This window comes from Devosia yakushimensis (genome assembly GCF_030159855.1).
GTDB classification, from domain to species: domain Bacteria; phylum Pseudomonadota; class Alphaproteobacteria; order Rhizobiales; family Devosiaceae; genus Devosia; species Devosia yakushimensis.
Genome location: NZ_BSNG01000001.1, coordinates 3,135,682 through 3,153,801 on the forward strand (window position 1 = coordinate 3,135,682; position 18,120 = coordinate 3,153,801).

The 18,120-nt window shown below is 62.7% G+C and carries 17 protein-coding genes; 3 read left to right on the forward strand and 14 right to left on the reverse strand.

From position 1 onward, the window contains the following. Positions 1 to 17 precede the first annotated feature (17 nt). Positions 18 to 956, forward strand: coding sequence for a DUF6384 family protein (locus QQL79_RS15185; RefSeq protein ID WP_284392280.1), 939 nt, complete (start codon positions 18 to 20; stop codon positions 954 to 956). A gap of 4 nt (positions 957 to 960) precedes the next feature. Beyond that, positions 961 to 2,511, forward strand: coding sequence for a hypothetical protein (locus tag QQL79_RS15190; RefSeq protein WP_284392282.1), 1,551 nt, complete (start codon positions 961 to 963; stop codon positions 2,509 to 2,511). Positions 2,512 to 2,532: 21 nt separating this feature from the next. Here the strand turns inward: QQL79_RS15190 and QQL79_RS15195 are convergent, their stop codons facing one another. Beyond that, positions 2,533 to 3,285: an SDR family oxidoreductase gene (locus QQL79_RS15195; protein ID WP_284392284.1), complete on the reverse strand. Its 753-nt coding sequence runs from the start codon at positions 3,283 to 3,285 to the stop codon at positions 2,533 to 2,535. A gap of 105 nt (positions 3,286 to 3,390) precedes the next feature. Here QQL79_RS15195 and QQL79_RS15200 point away from each other — a divergent pair, with 105 nt between their 5' ends. Further along, a complete protein-coding gene (locus QQL79_RS15200) occupies positions 3,391 to 3,798 on the forward strand; it encodes a winged helix-turn-helix transcriptional regulator (RefSeq protein WP_284392286.1) in 408 nt (135 codons plus the stop codon). Here QQL79_RS15200 and QQL79_RS15205 read toward each other — a convergent pair. The 13 genes from QQL79_RS15205 to QQL79_RS15265 form a co-directional block, all read right to left on the reverse strand. Then, positions 3,795 to 4,193 carry a VOC family protein gene (locus tag QQL79_RS15205; protein WP_284392288.1) on the reverse strand — a complete coding sequence of 133 codons (399 nt, stop codon included), beginning with the start codon at positions 4,191 to 4,193 and terminating at the stop codon, positions 3,795 to 3,797. The genes QQL79_RS15200 and QQL79_RS15205 overlap by 4 nt on opposite strands. 79 nt (positions 4,194 to 4,272) lie before the next feature. After that, positions 4,273 to 5,031: an iron ABC transporter ATP-binding protein gene (locus QQL79_RS15210; protein WP_284392290.1), complete on the reverse strand. Its 759-nt coding sequence runs from the start codon at positions 5,029 to 5,031 to the stop codon at positions 4,273 to 4,275. Next, a complete protein-coding gene (locus QQL79_RS15215) occupies positions 5,028 to 6,002 on the reverse strand; it encodes an iron chelate uptake ABC transporter family permease subunit (RefSeq protein WP_284392899.1) in 975 nt (324 codons plus the stop codon). The genes QQL79_RS15210 and QQL79_RS15215 overlap by 4 nt, the downstream gene beginning before the upstream one ends. 16 nt (positions 6,003 to 6,018) lie before the next feature. Then, positions 6,019 to 6,981, reverse strand: a complete 963-nt coding sequence (locus tag QQL79_RS15220; RefSeq protein ID WP_284392291.1) for an ABC transporter permease — start codon at positions 6,979 to 6,981, stop codon at positions 6,019 to 6,021. Between the two features lie 145 nt (positions 6,982 to 7,126). Then, positions 7,127 to 8,050: a siderophore ABC transporter substrate-binding protein gene (locus QQL79_RS15225; protein WP_284392293.1), complete on the reverse strand. Its 924-nt coding sequence runs from the start codon at positions 8,048 to 8,050 to the stop codon at positions 7,127 to 7,129. A 299-nt stretch (positions 8,051 to 8,349) separates the two neighbouring features. Next, the gene (locus QQL79_RS15230) at positions 8,350 to 8,949 is read right to left on the reverse strand and encodes an SCO family protein (protein WP_284392295.1); all 600 of its coding nucleotides are present in this window, start codon (positions 8,947 to 8,949) and stop codon (positions 8,350 to 8,352) included. 8 nt (positions 8,950 to 8,957) lie between these two features. Next, on the reverse strand, positions 8,958 to 9,443 hold the full coding sequence (locus tag QQL79_RS15235; RefSeq protein ID WP_284392297.1) for a copper chaperone PCu(A)C: 486 nt from the start codon (positions 9,441 to 9,443) through the stop codon (positions 8,958 to 8,960). Positions 9,444 to 9,497: 54 nt separating this feature from the next. Then, a complete protein-coding gene (locus QQL79_RS15240) occupies positions 9,498 to 9,878 on the reverse strand; it encodes a hypothetical protein (RefSeq protein WP_284392299.1) in 381 nt (126 codons plus the stop codon). A 58-nt stretch (positions 9,879 to 9,936) separates the two neighbouring features. Continuing rightward, complete coding sequence (locus QQL79_RS15245) at positions 9,937 to 10,848, reverse strand: LysR family transcriptional regulator (protein ID WP_284392301.1); 912 nt, start codon at positions 10,846 to 10,848, stop codon at positions 9,937 to 9,939. Between the two features lie 186 nt (positions 10,849 to 11,034). After that, positions 11,035 to 11,772 (reverse strand): TSUP family transporter, encoded by a 738-nt coding sequence (locus tag QQL79_RS15250; protein ID WP_284392303.1) that lies wholly within the window; start codon positions 11,770 to 11,772, stop codon positions 11,035 to 11,037. Between the two features lie 836 nt (positions 11,773 to 12,608). Beyond that, positions 12,609 to 13,910 carry a hypothetical protein gene (locus tag QQL79_RS15255; protein WP_284392305.1) on the reverse strand — a complete coding sequence of 434 codons (1,302 nt, stop codon included), beginning with the start codon at positions 13,908 to 13,910 and terminating at the stop codon, positions 12,609 to 12,611. Positions 13,911 to 14,216: 306 nt separating this feature from the next. Then, positions 14,217 to 16,112 (reverse strand): ABC transporter ATP-binding protein, encoded by a 1,896-nt coding sequence (locus QQL79_RS15260; protein WP_284392307.1) that lies wholly within the window; start codon positions 16,110 to 16,112, stop codon positions 14,217 to 14,219. After that, a complete protein-coding gene (locus QQL79_RS15265; RefSeq protein WP_284392309.1) occupies positions 16,109 to 17,965 on the reverse strand; it encodes an ABC transporter ATP-binding protein in 1,857 nt (618 codons plus the stop codon). Before QQL79_RS15265 ends, QQL79_RS15260 begins: the two co-directional genes overlap by 4 nt. Positions 17,966 to 18,120: the final 155 nt, after the last annotated feature.

An 18,120-nucleotide genomic window follows, 5' to 3' on the forward strand; every position in this document is an offset into this window, starting at 1 on the left:
ATAGGTGAGCGCAAACCATGAGTGACGTGACAGCGAAGCCCGCTGCGCCCCTCGACGAAGTGATGCTGGCGATGGACGTGGTGGATACACTGCGCCATCGCCAGGACTTGGCCACGCGCGAACTCGACGGCGTTGCGCGCGAGGCGCAACTGATCGACAAGCTGCGCGAGATCTATCACCAGCAAGGCATCGAAGTGCCCGACCACATCCTCAAGGAGGGTGTGGCGGCGCTGGCCGAGAGCCGGTTCGTCTATGACCAGCCCAAGCCGAGCTTTGGCACTACGCTGGCAAAGCTTTATGTGAGCCGCAAGAAATGGGGCAAGCCGGCCATGGCCGTGCTGCTCGCCCTGGTGGTGCTGGGCATCGGCTATTTCGGCGTGTGGCGCCCCTATCAGGCGGGACAGGTCGAACAGGCGCGGGTGGAACTGGCCGAAGGCCTGCCGACGCAGATGGATGGCCTCTACCAGACGATTTTCGAAGAGACCAAGGTGCAGACGGCAGTAGTGCAGGCCGAGGCCCTGCGCAGCCGCGGCAAGGCCTTTGCCGCCGAGGGCAATCGGCCGGGCGCAGAGCAGGCGGTGACGGACCTGACGGCGCTGCGCGACAAGCTGCGCCAGCAATATACGCTGCGCATCGTCAACCGCCCCGATGTGCAATCGGGCTTCTGGACCTTTCCCGAGGTCAATACCGACGCGACCAATTACTATGTCGTGGTCGAAGCGCTCGACCCATCGGGCACTGTGCTGAGCCTGCCCATTCTCAACGAGGAGAATGGGGAGACCGAGACGGTCAATATCTGGGCGGTGCGCGTGCCCGAGGTTGTCTACAATGCGGTGGCTGCCGACAAGCGCGACGACGGCATCATCCAGGCCAATGAAGTTGGCCGCAAGGCCGATGGTTTTCTCGAGGTGGAATATAACATGCCCGTTCTCGGCGGCGCGGTGACCCGGTGGTGACGCAATGAGCCTGCGCGGACCCGAAGCCCTGGCCTCGCTCGATGAGGCAATGCGCGACATCCGTCGCGAAGAGGACGAGATTTCCAAGCGCCTGGCCCGTTCGGGAGAGCGGGTGGGCAAGATCCGCGAGAGCGAGGCGGAATTGTTCCGTCAACTCGCCCAGCTCCGGCTCGACCCCAGCGTGCAGGGGGAGCTGGACGGGCGGATATCGACGGCGGAGGCCAAGGCCCGCGACATGCTCAAGAGCCATGCGCAGGACCTGAGCAAGGCCGAGCAGGCCGCGGCCGATATCGACGCGACGCTGGCCCGGCTCACAACCGAACGCGCCGGCGCGCTCAAGGAGCTGGAAGGCCACCAGGCCGAGCTCAAGGCGTTGGGCGATAAGCTTTCGGCCAGCATTGCCAAGGAGCCGGCCTTCGCGGCCAAGCGGCAGGCGGCGCAGGAGTTGGCCGATATTGCCAACCAATCCATGCGCAAGACGGAACAGGCCGAGACCGACCGCGAGGAAAAGGGCAAGCCCTATCGCGACGATCCGCTGTTCATGTATCTGTGGGAAGCGGGCTACGGCACGTCCAATTACCGCGCCAACAATCTCATCCGCTATTTCGACGGCCTCGTTGCCAATATTGTTGGCTTCGCCAAGGCGCGGCCGAATTTTGCCATGCTGAACGAAATTCCGCTGCGGTTGCGCGAGCATGCCGAGCGGCAGATCGAGGGTGCCAAAGCGGCCGAGGCCGAACTCGAAACGCTCGAAACCGAGGCTATCGATGCGGCGGGCGGCAAGCCGATCCGCGCGGCGCTGACCAATGTGCAGCAGCGGATCGATGCTTTCGACGCCGAGATCGTTGCCACCGAAGACCAGCGCGACCAGACCACCCAGACGCTGGGCGTACTGGCCGAGGGGAACAACCCGGCCTTTGCCAGCGCGCTGGCGGAGCTGGCCAATGCCCTGGCGCGCGAGGATATTCAGACCCTTCTGGCCGAGGCGCGGCGCACGCGCACGGGCCAAGACGATACGATCGTCGCCCAGATCGACGATGCCCGCGCCCGCGCCAAGGACGAAGAAGACGAGACGCGCGACCAGAAGGAGCGCCTCAAGACCCTGGCGGCGCGGCGGCGGGAGCTGGAAGACATCCAGTGGGAATTCAAGAAGCAGCGGTTCGACGATCCGCGCTCGACCTTCCGCGAAGACCGGCTGGTGGGCGACCTGCTCAACGACTTCCTGCGCGGCGGCATTTCGGCGGCGTCTTACTGGGACCAGTGGCGGCGCAGCCAGAACTGGAGCAGTTCATCCGATTGGGGCGGGGGCTTGGGCTTGCCCGATAATGGCCGGCAGCGCTCCAATACACCCTGGCCGCAGGGCGGAGGCTTTCAATGGCCTGATAGCAGCTTTGGCGGCGGTTCGAGCCGCAGCAGCGGCAGCAGCCGGGGTGGCTTTGGCGGCGGCTGGGGCGGTGGCGGCAGTTCTTCGGGCGGCGGCGGGTTTTCGCGGCCCCGGACGGGGTCGAGCGGCACGCGCAAGCATGGCGGGTTCAAGACGGGCGGCGGATTTTAGGCTCCGCCACCCGGTTCGATATCAGGCCGGATTGACGAAGTTGAAGACCGCCTCGGTATTGCCAGTGGCTTCGGCGAAGCGTTGGCGGTGGACGCGCTGGACCAGAACTTCCCCATTGGCCGGGCCATCGGTCAGCAATTGCATGGTTTCAGCGATATAGGCGTCGAGCGGCATGGCGTTGGGATCATTGGCCTGGCGCTCGCCTTGCAGATAGGTCTGCACATAGGGCGGGGCGAGTTCGATGACTTCGACGCTGGTGTTGCGCAACTGGTAGCGCAGCGACATCGTATAGGAATGGATGGCCGCCTTGGTGGCGCTATAGGTGGGCGTTGAGGCCTTGGGCACAAAGGCGAGGCCCGACGAGACGGTGAGAATGGCCGCGCTGGCCTGTTGCTGCAAATGGGGCAGCAGCGCCGCGGTCAACCGGATCGGCCCCAGAAGATTGGTGGCAATGGTGTCTTCGGCGATGGCCAGATAGTCGGGCCCGGCGGTGACGTCCTCGTCCCGCATGATGCCGGCATTGTTGATGACGATATTGAGCGCCGGGTAAGCGGCAACTGCGGCTTGTGCCAACGCCTCGATGCTGGCCCGCTCATTCATATCGACAGAGATGGCGGCCATGCCGGGATTGGCCGCCGCGACGGCGTCGAGCATGGACTGGCGGCGGCCGGCGATGATGACCTGATTGCCCTGCTGGTGAAACGCTTCAGCAAGTGCCCGGCCGATGCCCGAACCGCCGCCGGTGATGAGGATGGTATTGCCGGTCATGCGCATGGCGAAAATCTCTCTCTTTGGTTGCGTGCAGCAGAGATATGCCTGATACTCTTCAAACGAAAGTAGGCGCTCCAAAGTTCGATACGCACCCAAAGGAGAGTGTCGGTGACAAGCCAGTTTGCGGCCACACAAAATGACGATCATCTGGAAAAAACACTCGATCCGGTGATCGGCGCGCTGGTGCGCGACATTATCGGCAAGGTGGCCGATAAATGGACCATGCTGATCCTGGAGGCGCTGGACCAGCATGGTACGCTGCGCTTTACTGAGGTGGGGCGCCAGGTTGGCGATATCAGCCAGAAGATGCTGACCAAGACGCTGCGGCAGATGGAATATGACGGGCTGGTGGAGCGGGAGGTGCATCCCGTCATTCCGCCACATGTCGATTACCGCCTGACCGAGATCGGCCGGGAACTCAGCGACGCTTTTTGCGGCGTATGGATCTGGGCGGAGCGGTATCAGGCGCAGATTGAGGGCGCACGCCAGGCGTTCGACAAACGCAAGGCGGGCTAATTGACCGGCGGGGACGCCATCAGCTCCCAGACATTGCCTTCGGTATCCTCGAAATAGGCCGAGTAGCCCCATTCCGATTGGGTGCCGGGTGTGATGACCGAGCCGCCGGCGACCAGGACGCGATCGAGAATGGCGTCGACCGCTTCGGCGCTATCGGCCTTGTGGCTGAGCACGAAGCCGGGTGTGCCTGCTACGGCGACATCCTTGCCGGCGGTCTGGGCGATCTGGTCGCGAGGGAAGAGCACGAAGGAAAAGGCGTCGTCGAAAAAGAAGGCGACATGGTCCTCCCCTGCCCCGATCTGCTCGTCGGTAATGTCGAAGAGGGCGCGATAGAAGGCGAAGGCCCGCTCCAGCTCGTCGACGCCAATGGTGATGATGGAAATCGACGGCTTCATGGGCGGCTCCGGTTGGTTGGGTCAGATGTAGCAAGTTGGGCGCTTGGGGTCACCTCCCCAAGCATTTGGGGCTCTCTGGCTACTCGTAATAGACGCTGATGCGCTGGCCGCCGATGTCGTGGACCTTGATGTCCATGTCGTAGATGGCGGAGAGCACTTCGGGACGGATCATTTCGGGGGCCGGACCCTGATTGGCGACTTTGCCGTCTTTCATGGCGACGATGTAGTCGGAATACCAGGAGGCGAAATTGATGTCGTGCAGGACCAGCACGACGGTCTTGCCCAATTCATTGGCGGCGCGGCGGACCAGTTTCATCATGCCCATGGCATGCTTCATATCGAGATTGTTGAGCGGCTCATCGAGCAGCACGTAGTCGGTATCCTGGCAGAGCACCATGGCGACGAAAGCGCGCTGGCGCTGGCCGCCGGACAGCTCGTCGAGGAAGCGGTCGGCCAGGTCGGTGAGGTTGAGATAGCTGATGGCGTTGTCGATATGGGTCTTGTCGTCGGCGGTGAGGCGACCCTTGGAATAGGGGTAGCGGCCGAAAGAGACCAGGTCGCGCACGGTGAGGCGCGCGGTCATGTGATTGTCCTGGCGCAGAATGGAGAGACGCTTGGCCAGGACCTCGGAGGAGGTTTGGGTGACATCGAGGCCATCAACAGTGACGGTGCCCCGGTCCATGCTCATGAGGCGGCTGATCATCGAGAGGAGCGTCGATTTACCGGCCCCATTGGGACCGATGATCGAGGTGATGCCGCCCGCAGGCAAGGTGAGCGAGACGCCATCAACGACGCAGGAAGAGCCGTAAGTCTTGGTGACGGCCTGGGTGACGATCATCGCGCGGTTCTCCGCAGAATGAGATAGATGAAGACGATGCCGCCGAGGAATTCGATGATGATCGAGAGGGCGGTATCGAAGGAGAAGACCCGCTCGAGCAGGGTCTGTCCACCCACGAGGAAGGTGATGGCGAGGAGCGCCGCGGCGGGCAGCACATATTTGTGCCGGCTGGTGCCGACAAGGCCATGGGCGAGGCTGGCGACGAGCAGGCCGAAGAACGTGATGGGTCCCACCAGCGCGGTCGAGACAGCGACCAGCACCGCGATCAGCATGAGAATGACGATGACCGTGCGCTTGTAATCGAGCCCCAGATTGATGGCATGGGCGCGGCCCAGCGAAAGCACGTCATAGGTATGCAGCATGCGGATGGCGATGACGGTGACTACCATGACAATCAGGGTCGCGACCAGCAGCTGAGAGGTGTCGACCGTGGCGAAGCTGGCAAAGAGAGTATCCTGCAATACGCTGAAGGCATTGGGATCGAGCAGGCGCTGCATGAATTGGGAGAGGCTGCGGAACAGGATGCCGAAGACGATGCCGACCAGCACGAGCAAAGTGAGGCTGCGCTCTTCGCCAAGGAAGAGCCAGCGGAAGAGGAGACCCGAGAAGGCGACCATGACCAGGACTTCCACGCCGAACTGGGCTTGCGGATTGAGCGTGCCCAGCGCGCCGACGCCGAGGAAGAAGACGATGGCGGTCTGGATCAGCACATAGAGCGCATCGAACCCCATGATGGAGGGGGTGAGGATGCGGTTATTGGTGACGGTCTGGAACAGGACGGTTGAGATGGCGACCGAATAGGCGACGAGGCACAGCGCCAGCAATTTTCGGCCGCGGAAAGGGAGGATGAAACTCCAGCTGCCCTTGGCGCCCAGCGTCATGAAGCAGGCGATGGAGATGATGGCCAGGGCACCGAGGATAAGGAGGGCAATGGCGGGGCGGGTGAGGCCCAGCCATGGATCCTTGCGCATCGCGCTATTTGCCAGATCAGGCGGCATGGCGGCGTGTCCTCAGTAAAAGGACCAGGAATATGGCGCTGCCAATAACGCCGACGACAACGCTGATCGGGATTTCGTAGGGCGCGCGGATGACGCGGCCCAGAATATCGCAGGCGAGAACGAAGCCGGCGCCCATGACGGCGACCCAGGGCACGGTGCGGCGCATATTGTCGCCGACCATGAGGCTGACGAGATTGGGCACGATCAGCCCCAGAAACGGGATAGAGCCCACCGAGACCAGCACCACGGCGCTGACCAGCGAAACGATGACCAGGCCCAGCACCATGACGCGCTGATAATTTAGGCCCAGATTGGTGGTGAAATCGCGGCCCATGCCGGCCACCGTGAAGCGGTCGGCCGCGATATAGGCGAGCACGGCACAGAACAGGCCGATCCAGAGCAGTTCGTAGCGGCCGCGCAGGACGCCGGAGAAATCGCCCATTGTCCAGGCCAGCATGGAGGCCATGAGTTCGAAACGGTAGGCGAAGAAGGTGGTGACGGCGCCAATGATGCCGCCCAGCATGATGCCGACGAGAGGCACGAGCAGCACATCGCGCAGGGGAACGGCGCGCAGGATACGCAGGAATAGGGCCGTGCCGCCCAGCGCGAACAGCGCGGCGACCAGCATCTTGGCCATGAGGGGCCAGCCGGGGGCGAAGATGGTGACGACCAGGAAGCCCAGGCTGGCGGATTCGGTGGTGCCGGCGGTGGAGGGTTCGACGAAGCGATTGCGGACGATCATCTGCATGACGAGCCCGGCAATGGCCATGGAGGCGCCGGCCAGGATGATGGCGAGGGTGCGCGGAATGCGGCTGATCAGCAGCACCTGCATCGGGCGGTCTTCGGCGCTGGACGACAGCAGGGCGCCAAGCGAGACATCGCTGACGCCAATGAAGAGGCTGATGATGGCCAGAATGATCGTCACCAGGGTGGCGACAATGAGTAACCGCACGGCGTTGTTTTCTCCCTAAGCAGCGATGCTGAAGTCTCCACCGGCTTCGAGTGTGTGGTGACTGCAGAACCCCCACCCTAACCCTCCCCTCAAGGGGGAGGGGATAAGATTGGGGCTCTCTGACTGTCAGGAAAGCTCAGCGCTATCAGGCCTTGAGGCCGGCCAGGACCTGATCGAGCAGCAGCATGATGCCGCTATAGCCATGCATGGTGATATAGGCGGCCTGCGGATCGAGATAGACGATATGGCCCTGCTTGGCGGCGCTGGTCTGGTTGACCAGCTCGTTATCGAGGAGAGAAGCGGCGGCGCCTTCGCTGCCGACGCCGGCATCGCGGTCGACGACGAAGAGCCAATCGGGATTGCGCTCGAGGATGAACTCGAAGGAGACGGTGTCCCCGCCATGGTCGCCGTCATCGACATTTTCCATGACCGAGGGAATGGCCAATTCGTTGTGAATCCAGGCGACGCGGCTATCGGGACCATAGACGCCGACATTGCCGGCATTGGTGACCAGCACGAGCGCAGTGCCCTTGCCCTCGGCGGCGGCTTTCACTTCGGCAATCTTGGCATCGAGAGTGGCATTGAGCTCGGCGGCCTTGTCCTCGAGCCCGAAGATCTCGCCATATTTGGTGATATTGCCCTGGACGCCGGCAATGATGGCCGAATTGTCGATCGACATGTCCACGGTGGGCAGGATGTCCTTGGCGGTGCCATAGGCATCGCGCGAACGGGCGCCGACAATATAGAGATCGGCTTCGGAAGCGGCGATGCCTTCGAAATCGGGCTCGAAGAGCGAGCCGATCTGGATGGCGTCGGCGGCGACGAAGTCTTTGAGGTAGCCCGGCGCGTTGGAAGCGGGGACACCCGCGACCGGCACGCCCAGGGCGTGGAGGTTGTCGAAAGCGGCCCAATCGGAAGTCAGGACCTTGGCGGGAACGCCCGAAATGGTGGTTTCGCCCTGCGCATGGATAATGACCTTGTCCTGAGCGGAGGCGGTCATGGCGGTGAGGGAAAATGCGCCGGCAAGCAATGCGGCGACGATGGCGGGAGTGCGGGTGATGTGCTTCACGAGGCTTCCAATCCAACAGCAATAAGCGGGCGCGCCAAAACTTGATGACGCTTATCCGCTTAACTATCGGCGGGGGCCAGGGGAGTCAAAAGATAAGATGACGCAGACGATCATCTTTTAAATGCCCGGCGGGAATTTATCTCCGCCGGGCCGGTCATCCCCGCCGGCCTTGCCGCCAACCTCTCCCCTGAGGGGAGAGGTGAGGCCCTGCCATCTGCGATCCCTCCTCCCCTTAAGGAGGCCGAGAATTTCAATCATTCTAGCCTCCCCACGAGGGGGCGGGGATAAATCGCTCAGGTTCAGGACTTGGCGAGCAGATTGCGCAGTTTGCCGATAGCGGTGTTGCTGTCTTCGCCATAGGCGATGGTGCCCTGGAATTCGCCCTTGCTGTCGAGCAGGAAGACCGAAGCGGTGTGGTCCATGGTGTAATCTCCGCCTTCGAGCGGAACCTTGGCGGCATAGACGCCCCAGGCCTTGACGATCTTGTCGATCTCTTCCTGGCTGCCGGTGACGCCGGTGATGCGATCGGACACCCAGCTGACATAGTCGCCGAGAATTTCGGGCCTATCGCGCTCGGGATCGACGGTGACGAAATAGGCCTGGAGATTTTTGCCGTCATCGCCCAGAGCTTCGAACCAGGTGGACATTTCAGCCATGGTGGTGGGGCACACTTCGGGACAATGGGTGAAGCCGAAGAACAGCGCGGAAGGGTGGCCCTGGAACATGGTCTGGTCTACCGGCTCGCCGCGCTGGTTGACCAGGGCATAGGTGCCCCCGCCAAAGCCGGTCGCGGCCGTGGCCGTGCCGGCCTGGCGCAGGAGAAATGCGCCGCCCGCGGTGGTGACGGCCACGACAGCAACGGCGGCCCAGAGGATGATGCGAATGGTTTTGAGGTTCATGGCGCGCCTCAATGACCAGCGTGATCGGCCGGTGCGTCGGCGGCAGCGCCGAGCACGGGCAGTTCAAGTTCGACCGTGCCGGCTTTTTCAAAGGTCAAAGTGACCGGCACGGTCTCGCCTTCGACGAAGCGCTGGGTGATGCCCATGAACATCAGGTGGAGACCGCCGGGAGCGAGCGTCACTGTTTCGCCGGCGCCGATTTCGAGGCCATCGGCAAGCTTGCGCATTTTCATCACGTCGCCCTGCATGGCCATTTCGTGGATTTGCACATCGGGCGAAGCGGGCGAGGTGATCGAGACGAGGCGATCGGCTTCGGCGCCGGTGTTTTCGATGGTCATGAAGCCGCCGCCAACGGGGGCATTGGGCAGGGTGGCGCGGGAAAAGGGCTGAGAAATGTTGATGGGCCCCAGATGGGTGGTGCCGTCATGGGCAAAGGCGGGTGCGGAAAAGGCGAGAAGGGCCGCGAGGGCGGCGGTGAAGAAAGTTCGGATCATGATCGGAAAGCTCCGGGAAAGGTCAGCGCGATTGGGCCCGGAAGGGGCCAAGAATCAGAGCTGGGCCGGAGGCGCTCTCGGCCCACCGGGCGCCACCTGGCGCGGCAGCAGCGCTTCTGCCTGCTGAACAATGCCGGTGGGGATGGCGGCGATAGCGGGCGCGCCTAGATCGAGGCTGGCCAAGGCGGGTAGCACCAGATCGTTCTTGCCGATGCCGGCGGCGGGGCATTTGGCAAGTGTGATGTCGCTGTCGGTTGTGCTGCCGGTAGAGGTACAGAGCACCCAGCCGGCCGTGGTGGTTTCGTAGTCGAGCTTGGCGAAATCGAGCTGGCTGGCCCGCGCCTGATGGAGCGGGGCCAGAATGGTCAGCAAATAGAGGGCGAGCACGGCCAGGGCCGTTCCCAATTCTCTCGCCATGCTGCGCCGCTGGATCATGCTCACAGTCCTATGAGGTCGGGCGGTCGGGCTCAACAGCAATATTGTCGCGCCGGGTCTAAACGGAAGGCACGTAAGTTTCGCTGCACAGAGCGATGAAGCTTTTCATGGCGGCCGAGAGGGGGCTCGATTTGCGGCGGACGACGAGCAATTGGCGCAGCGCCCAGGGCTCGGCCAGGGGGGCGCAGATGAGGTCGGTGCCGGCCAGGAGATGAAGGCTCGTGGAGCGCAGGAAGCCGATGCCGAAGCCGGCTTCCACCATGCGGACGAGAGCGGGGAAGCTCTCGACGCGGACACTTTCCTTAAAGGGCTGGCCGGCCTTGCGGGCGGCATCGCCCAGGAGGCGATCGAGCGAGCCGGCATGATGGATGCCGACGATGGGGTGGCTCAGCACCATTTCGAAGGGAATATCCTTGCGCGGCTCGATCCTTGCGGCCAGGGGGTGATCGGGCGGGGCCAGCACCCAGACGCGATCGTCCTCGAAGGCTTTGATCTCGAAGCGCGTGAAATCGTAATTGTCGGAAACGATGGCGATATCGGCCCTGCCCTCGTCCAGCGCGAGGAGGCCCTTGGCGGCGCTGGTTTCCTGGATGTCGAGCTCGATGCCAGCATGTTTTGCCGCATAGCGCGCCAGCAATTCGGGCAGCCGGCCGGTCAGGGCCGAGCTGGTGCAGGCCAGGCGGAGGCTGCCGCGCAGGCCGGCACCGAAATCGGCCATGACCGCATCGAGATCGGCAATGGCGCGCAGCACATTGCGGCAGCCCTCGGCATAGGCGGCGCCGGCAGTGGTGAGCTTGACGCCGTGGGCGGAGCGATCGAACAGCACCACGCCCAGCCGGCTTTCGAGATCGGACACACGGCGGCTGACGGCGGAGGTGGCTATGCCCTCGCGTTCGGCAGCGCGGCCGATGGAACCGGTTTCGGCCAAAAGCAGGATAAGGCGCGCGGTGACGCTATCGAATGGTGCCATGTCATCTCCCCAGATAGGGGGCACCATAACCATAGTTTCCTCCTCGGACCAATCGCCATCCACTGATGCTGGCCTGCAAATGGCGGCCTTCTGCGCTTCCGGTGCTCACGTACCCAAAAGTACGCTGCGCTCCGGTTCTCGAAATCCACCATTTTCGCCTCAGCCTGAGTGGATGGCCATTGGTCCCTAGATCACGAGCAAGATGCCGCGCACGAGATAGAAAGTCCCGATAGCGGTGACGATGAGGCGGGTCCAGCGCTTGAAATTGGCATCAGTGAGGCGCTGCAGCACCCAATGGCCGGCGCTGGTGCCCATGATGGCGAAAGGCGCAGCGAGGGCGACAGCGGCCCATTCGGCTGGGGCCAGCACCATGGTGGCGTTCCAGTAGAAAATGATCTTGCCGGCGTGATTGACCACCTGGGCGGCGGCCTTGGTGGCGATGATGGTGCGCCGGTCCATCGGCGTGCGGATGAAGAACATATCGATGGTGGGGCCGGCGACGCCAACGGCGAGATTGATGCCGCCACCGAGAAAACCGCAGATAAAGGCGTGGTGGGGCTTGGATGCATCGAGCGCCAGCCAGGATTGGGGAATCCAGAGCAGGATCGGCAGCAGGCCGATGGTGATGCAGACCGTGGCGAGGTCGGGCGTGTAGCGAACGATGAAGAGGATGGCGGCAGCGGTCAGCAGGCCCAGGGTCATGATCCCCAGCACGCGCCAATCGATATAGGCGCGGGAGAAAAAGGCGCGCGAGCCATTGGCGATGAGCTGGATGATGCCCTGGACGGCAATGGCCGTGCCCACCGGCAGGATCAGCAGGAAAATGCCGAGCAGGATCAGCCCGCCCGCCATGCCGAAAATGCCCGATATCATCGATGTTCCGAACACCGCCACCAGCATGGCGACGCCAACAAGAAGACTCATGTGACTATCCCAATATGGTGCTGTCATGCGCTTATCGCGCTGGCGGCGCCATGACGGATGCGGCAAGAGGGGATGCCCATGGCGAAGCGCCGCCTGTGCCGCGGTTTTCGAATAGACGGACGGACCCCGAGACGGCATTCGCCTCGAAAGTGATTAGAATGAGACGGACGCCGCCTCGGGGTGCCGGGACTTTCTCGGACGGCGCGATCGCAGGCCCCAGCGTTTGCCGTAGCTCCCGCCCGATTGCCTCGTCCGCTCGACCCGGAGCGGAGCGCGACCCCCACTCCCCCGGCTGGCTTCCGGACACTCGTCGCTGCAGCGCCGCCCGCATCCCGGAAGATGGAGGGAGTATGCGGGAGGTTTTGGGGAGGGGGATAAGTTTGTGGGTTTGGGGCTCTCATTACCCCCACCCTTGTCCCTCCCTACAAGGGGGCGGGTGACCTCTCTCGGTCGGTCTTGGTATCCACCAGTGCGGCGCCTGCGGTTCTTTCGCCTCCCTCCCCCTTGAGGGGAGGGCCGGGGTGGGGGTGGTTGGGGCATTTGCGCAGGAGCCGCGCAACCCCCACCCTCATTCCCTCCCCTCAAGGGGGAGGGAGGCGCAGGAGCCTGCGGATTGGGGCTCTCGACACCCCTTCCCGACCTCCCCGGTCGAGGGGTGGTGAAGTATCCGTGGTTCCTCGCACCTTTATTCCCCACCCACTGTTGCTCCTCGGGCTTGCCCCGAGGGTCATTCGCCGCTGGTGCCGGGTTGAGAATGGCCCTCGGGTCGAGCCCGAGGGAGGCGATTGGGGTGTGGGGAGATAGTGCACACTGAAGGCTGTCGGATTTCGGCGGACCTATTGCAGCGCGGGGAAATAGTCTTTCGCCGTGGGGGCCAGCAATTCGGGGACGTCGCTCAGCTTGACAGTCAGCAGGTCCTGGCTGCAGGCGAAGTTGACATGGGGCAGGCCTTCAATGGTGAACAGGACCTGGTCGCCGGGCACGAAGCGCAGGGCGAGATTGCTGGCGATCAGATCGTCGAGACCGCATTGATCGTCGAGGTCGGATTCGTCGTTGGGCGTCCGGTTGGCAATGGCATAGTCGATGAGGGGCTGGCCCGCGGTCCAGATATAGTTGCCCGGCGCTTCGAGCGCGGCGGCCTGATCCACTGGCTCGCCGTAGCTGTCCATCTTGTAGCTTGCCACCCAGTCCTTGAACACCTTGCCCAGGGGGAAGGGCTCGCCGGTTTTGGTATCGGCGATATAGGTGTCGCTGTGATTGTTGGGATGAGCGCCGGTGCAATAGGTGCTGCCCGATTCCACCCAGTTCATCACCGTTGGCGAGAGATAGGTGAGCACGATGTTTTCGCTATCATAGTCGCCCAGCGTGCCCGCACCCATGCCCAGGCTATATTCATTGGCACCGAACCCGGCATAGACCTGCGCCATGCAATCGAAGGCGAAGAAATTGAGGACGGTGTGGCGGCGCTCCAGGGCCTCATTGGCCTGCTGGACGAGGGAGCCATCGGACAGCGACAGGATGCGCGGGAAGGGAAATTTGGTGCGCGGATCGGTGACGTAGCGGAAGGTGGAGCCTTCGAGGGTTTCGGTTTCCCCGGCATCCATCACCACTTCCATCTTGGCGAAATCATAGGGCGCAGTATGGGGCGCAAAGATCGCCTCCCCGCCGTAGAACAGCTCGAACGTGCTGTCGCGCAGGCCATAGGGCGTGATCTCGGCATCGTCGGGCAAGGTACGCCGGGCAATCTCGGTGAGCGCGATGGGCAGGCTCTTGCTCTTGTTCATGGGGACCCATTCCCCAGCATAGGACGCGCCATCCGCCGAGGCGGTCAGTGTCCAGATGGCGCTGACCGGCGGATTGGCGACGTTGCCATCGTCGTCCTGGGTGCAGGTGGCCTCGGTGCAGGGCGCTTCCTCGAACATGGTGATGGCCGCGGTGCCGACGCTGCCATTCACATCGAGCGGAATATCGCCACCCTTGGCCATGTAGCTGTAGCGGCCGATCAGCTGGTTCGGGCCGGGCGCAGCGAGCTCGACAATGATCTCGTGATCACCCAGCGTGCCCTTATAGGTGATGGCATCCACGGCGAAGGCCGGCGTGGTGGTGAGCAGAATGGTGGCGAGAATGGCGAGACGCATGGAGGGCTCCGAGCTGATGGGCGTTACTATTAGCAAAGATTAGACGCCGGTCAGCCCCCTGGCCTTGGGGTGGGCGCGGAGATTTTTCGCCTCCGCGACGTCATTCCCGCGCAGGCGGGAATCCACTCTTTCAACTCTGCTGGTGCAAGAAAAGAATGGATTCCCGCCTGCGCGGGAATGACGTTGTGGGTGTTGTGATGTCGGTTGCTTTTCAAAACAGAGGTTCCCGCTTTCGCGGGAATGACCCTGTGGGTGGTGACTACCCCCCAGCAAACAACAGAATGGCAGGTGCGACCGCTTGCCGTTTCAGGTGCTTGCTGCCTTGGCGTTGGCCTTGGCGACCAGGTCGTCGGGGATGTCGTCGAAGCTGGCATAGTTCATGTTGTAGAGCTTGGCGTAGAGCCCGTTCTGGGCCATCAGCTCATCATGGTTGCCGGTTTCGATCAGTTCGCCATTTTGCAGCACGATGATGCGGTCCGCGCCGCGGATGGTGGCGAGACGGTGGGCGATGACCATGCCGGTGCGGCCTTTGAGCAGGGTCAGCAGGGCTTTCTGAATCTGCCGCTCGGTATAGCTATCGATATTGGCGGTCGCTTCGTCGAGCACGAGGATTTTGGCATCGGCCACCAGCGCTCGGGCGAAGCTCAGCAACTGGCGCTGGCCCAGCGAGAGATTGGAGCCGCGCTGTTCGAGCGTGGCGTCGTAGCCGCCGGGCATCTGGCTGATGAAGTCATGCGCGCCCACCGCCTTGGCCGCGGCCATGACGTCTTCGCGGGTGGCACTCGCCTTGTTGTAGCGGATATTGTCGAACACGGTGCCGGTGAACAGGAAGGGCTCCTGGAGCACCATGGCGACCTGTTCGCCCAGAGATTCCTGGGTGACGTCGCGCACATCATTGCCACCGACCAGAACGGCGCCGGACTGCACCTCATAGAAGCGGTGGACCAGGGACATGGCGCTGGTCTTGCCCGAGCCGGTGGGCCCGACCAGGGCGACGGTTTCGCCCGGATTGACCTTGAAGCTGACATTGCGCAGCACGGGGCGCTCGGGATTGTACCCGAATACCACATCACGGAATTCGACCGAGCCATCCATGTCGCGGGTGAGGGTAACGGCATCGGGCTTGTCGGCGATCGACACGGGCACATCGAGCACTTCGGTAATGCGGCGGCCCGAGGTCATGGCGCGCTGCATGATCGAATATTGCATGGTGAGCGAGCGGATAGGGTCGAAGAAGCGCTGGATATAGAACAGGAACGCGACGATGACGCCGATTTCGAGCCCGCCATTGAGCACCAGCGAGCCGCCAACCACCACGACCACGGCCATGGCAATGCCGGTGAGGCTGTCGACGATGGGCACCATGACCTGGGCGAATTTGGAGCCGGTAAGCTGGGTGAGCAGGTTGGCATAGGCCTTGTCGTCATAGAGGTCGAAATTGACCTTCTGGCGATCCAGATTCTGCACGGTGCGCACGCCATTAATGCCTTCGGCCATGGCGCCATTGGTGACCGAATTGGTTTCGTGCGCCGCCCAGAAAGCGCGCTTGGCCGGGGGCAGCCAGAAGATGCGCACGATGAACAGGATCGGCATGGTGGAGAGCGTGAGCAGGCCCAGGCGGAAATCGAGGGTGAGCAGGACGACCACGATGCCGACCAACAGCACCATGTCGCCCACCGAAATCACCGAAGTTTCGAGGAATTCCTGCATGGAATTGACGTCGCCCTGCAGCCGACTCATGAGGCGCCCGACTTCGGTCTTGTCCATGAAGCTGAGCGAGACGCGCTGGAGCTGGGCGAACATGGCGCGGCGCATGTCGAACAGCACGTTTTCGGCGACCTGGCCGACTTCGGTTTCCTGCACATAGGAGGCGCCGAAATTGAACAGCACGGCAATGGCAAAGGCAAAGACTGCCCAGCCCAGATTGGCGACGCTCCCGCCCTGGGTCATGCCGCTATCGATGGCCCAGCCGATGATCAGCGGAATGGCCAGCTGGGTCATGGTGAAGACCAGCACGGCGGCGACCGAGAGGTAGATGCGGGTGCGATAGGGGCGCACAAAGGCCCAGATGCGGCGCACCGTCTTGGGATCATAGGCGGTGCCGAAGACTTCTTCTTCGATGCGATGGCTGCCGACGCTGGCGCGTGGGGGGCGCTGGCCAGGGAAAGCGGCGACTTCGCGTTCTTCGTCCATCACGCTCATTGGGCGGCGCTCCCGATTTCGACGTCTTCTGTGGGGCGGGTCTGCAGGTCGTAGAGCGCGCGATAGCGGCCGCCCTTGGCCAGCAATTCCTCGTGGCTGCCGCGTTCGACGATCTTGCCATTCTCAAGGAAGAGAATGGTATCGGCATGAAGCAGCGAAGAGAGGCGGTGCGAGATGATCAGGGTGACCCGATTGCTGGCATAGCGGCGAATGGCGCTGCGGATGCGATGCTCGGTGCCGGCATCGATGGCAGCGGTGGAATCGTCGAACACCATGACGGCGGGCTTGAGCACCAGGCTGCGCGCAATGGCGAGGCGCTGGCGCTGGCCGCCCGACAGCGAGACGCCGCGTTCACCCACCACGGTATCGTAATCGGTGGGCAGGCCCATGATGTAATTGTGCAATTGGGCGCTTTCGGCGGCCCGTTCGATCTTGGTTTCCTTGGCCCAAGGATCGCCATAGGCAATGTTGTTTTCGATGGTGGTGGTGAAGAGGAAGCTATCCTGCTGCACCACGGCCACGGCGCGGCGCAGCGATTGCAGCGTCACTTCGCTGACATCCTGCCCATCAATGGTGATCTTGCCCGAGGTCAGATCATAGAAGCGCGGAATGAGGTGGGCGAGCGTCGACTTGCCGCTGCCCGGCGCGCCGACAATGCCAATGGTGTCGCCCGCCTTGGCCTCGAAACTCACGCCATCGAGCGTGGCATGGGTGGCGCCGGCATAGGTGAAGTGCACGTCATCGAATTTGAGCGTGCCATTGGTGACCTTGAGTTCGGTGGCGCCGGGCTTGTCATCGATCTCAAGCGGTTCATCGATGAAGGAGAAGAAGCGGTCGCCGCAGGTATAGGCGCGGGCAAAGGAATTGACCATGAGGCCGAGCTGGCGCACCGGCATCTGCAGGATGGTCATGAAGGTGAGGAAGGAGGCGAGCGTACCCACGCTCATCTCGCCCGATATGACCTTGCTGCCGCCGAACCAGAGCACCAGGCCCATGGCGGTGAAGAAGGAAGCGGTCATGGCGGAGGTATTGCGCACGCGCACGCCGACGCGTTCATGGGCCAGTGCCAGCGCTTCCTCGGAGGCGGTGTCGAACTTGGCGAGCTCGAATTTCTGGCCGGAGAACGCGCGAACGACGCGGATGCCGCCGAGATTTTCTTCCATGACCCGGGTGAGGCCGGAGAGCTTCTGCTGCAGGATAAGCCAGGTATTGCGCAAGGTGAGCTGGGCCACCGAGGAGCGCCAGGCAACGAAGGGCACAAAGCTCAGGCTCAATAGGCCCAGAAGGATATCGGTGGTGAGCAGCATATAGGCGCCGACGCCGATCAGCACCGAGAGCAGCACGACACGCACCATGCCGGTGGAGAAGAACATGCGCACGCCATCCAGATCGAGCAGGCCGATGGTGATGAGATCGCCGGTATGGACCTTGTCGTGGTAGGAATAGCTCAGGCGCTGGATCTTCTCGTAGAAGGCCAGGCGCAGCTCGTAGCCGACATAATGGCCGACCGATTCCGAATAATAGTTCTGCAGCAGGGTGAAGATGCCGCGCGCCACCGAAACGGCGAGCAGCAGGATGGCACTCCACATCAAAGCTTGCTGGGCTTCCTCGGCGCCCACGCCCAGAATACCCTGCGCCTGATCGACCGCATGACCCAGCAGGCGCGGGATCATCAGCTGCAGGGCCGAAGCCACCATTGTCGCGCCAATTGCGGCTGCCGCCTGCCAGGGATGACGGAAGGAGAATTTGGCAATCCGCAGCAGCGTGCCCTCACCCTTGCCAGCGTGAGCGGCGGCCACATGGGCCCGTGCATCGCCGCGTGATCGGACGCGGCCAGCCTTATTGGTGGTCAAGGAAGTATCCAGACTTCAATATATAATTGTGTAGGTCCAGGCGGATGCGAGGTCGGCGCGCATCCGGGGGTTGGACAAATCAACTCGCAGCAATAGAAAACGCTTATTCGCTCTGCCATTCAAGATCGAATCTAAGCAAAAAACGCAAAGTCAGA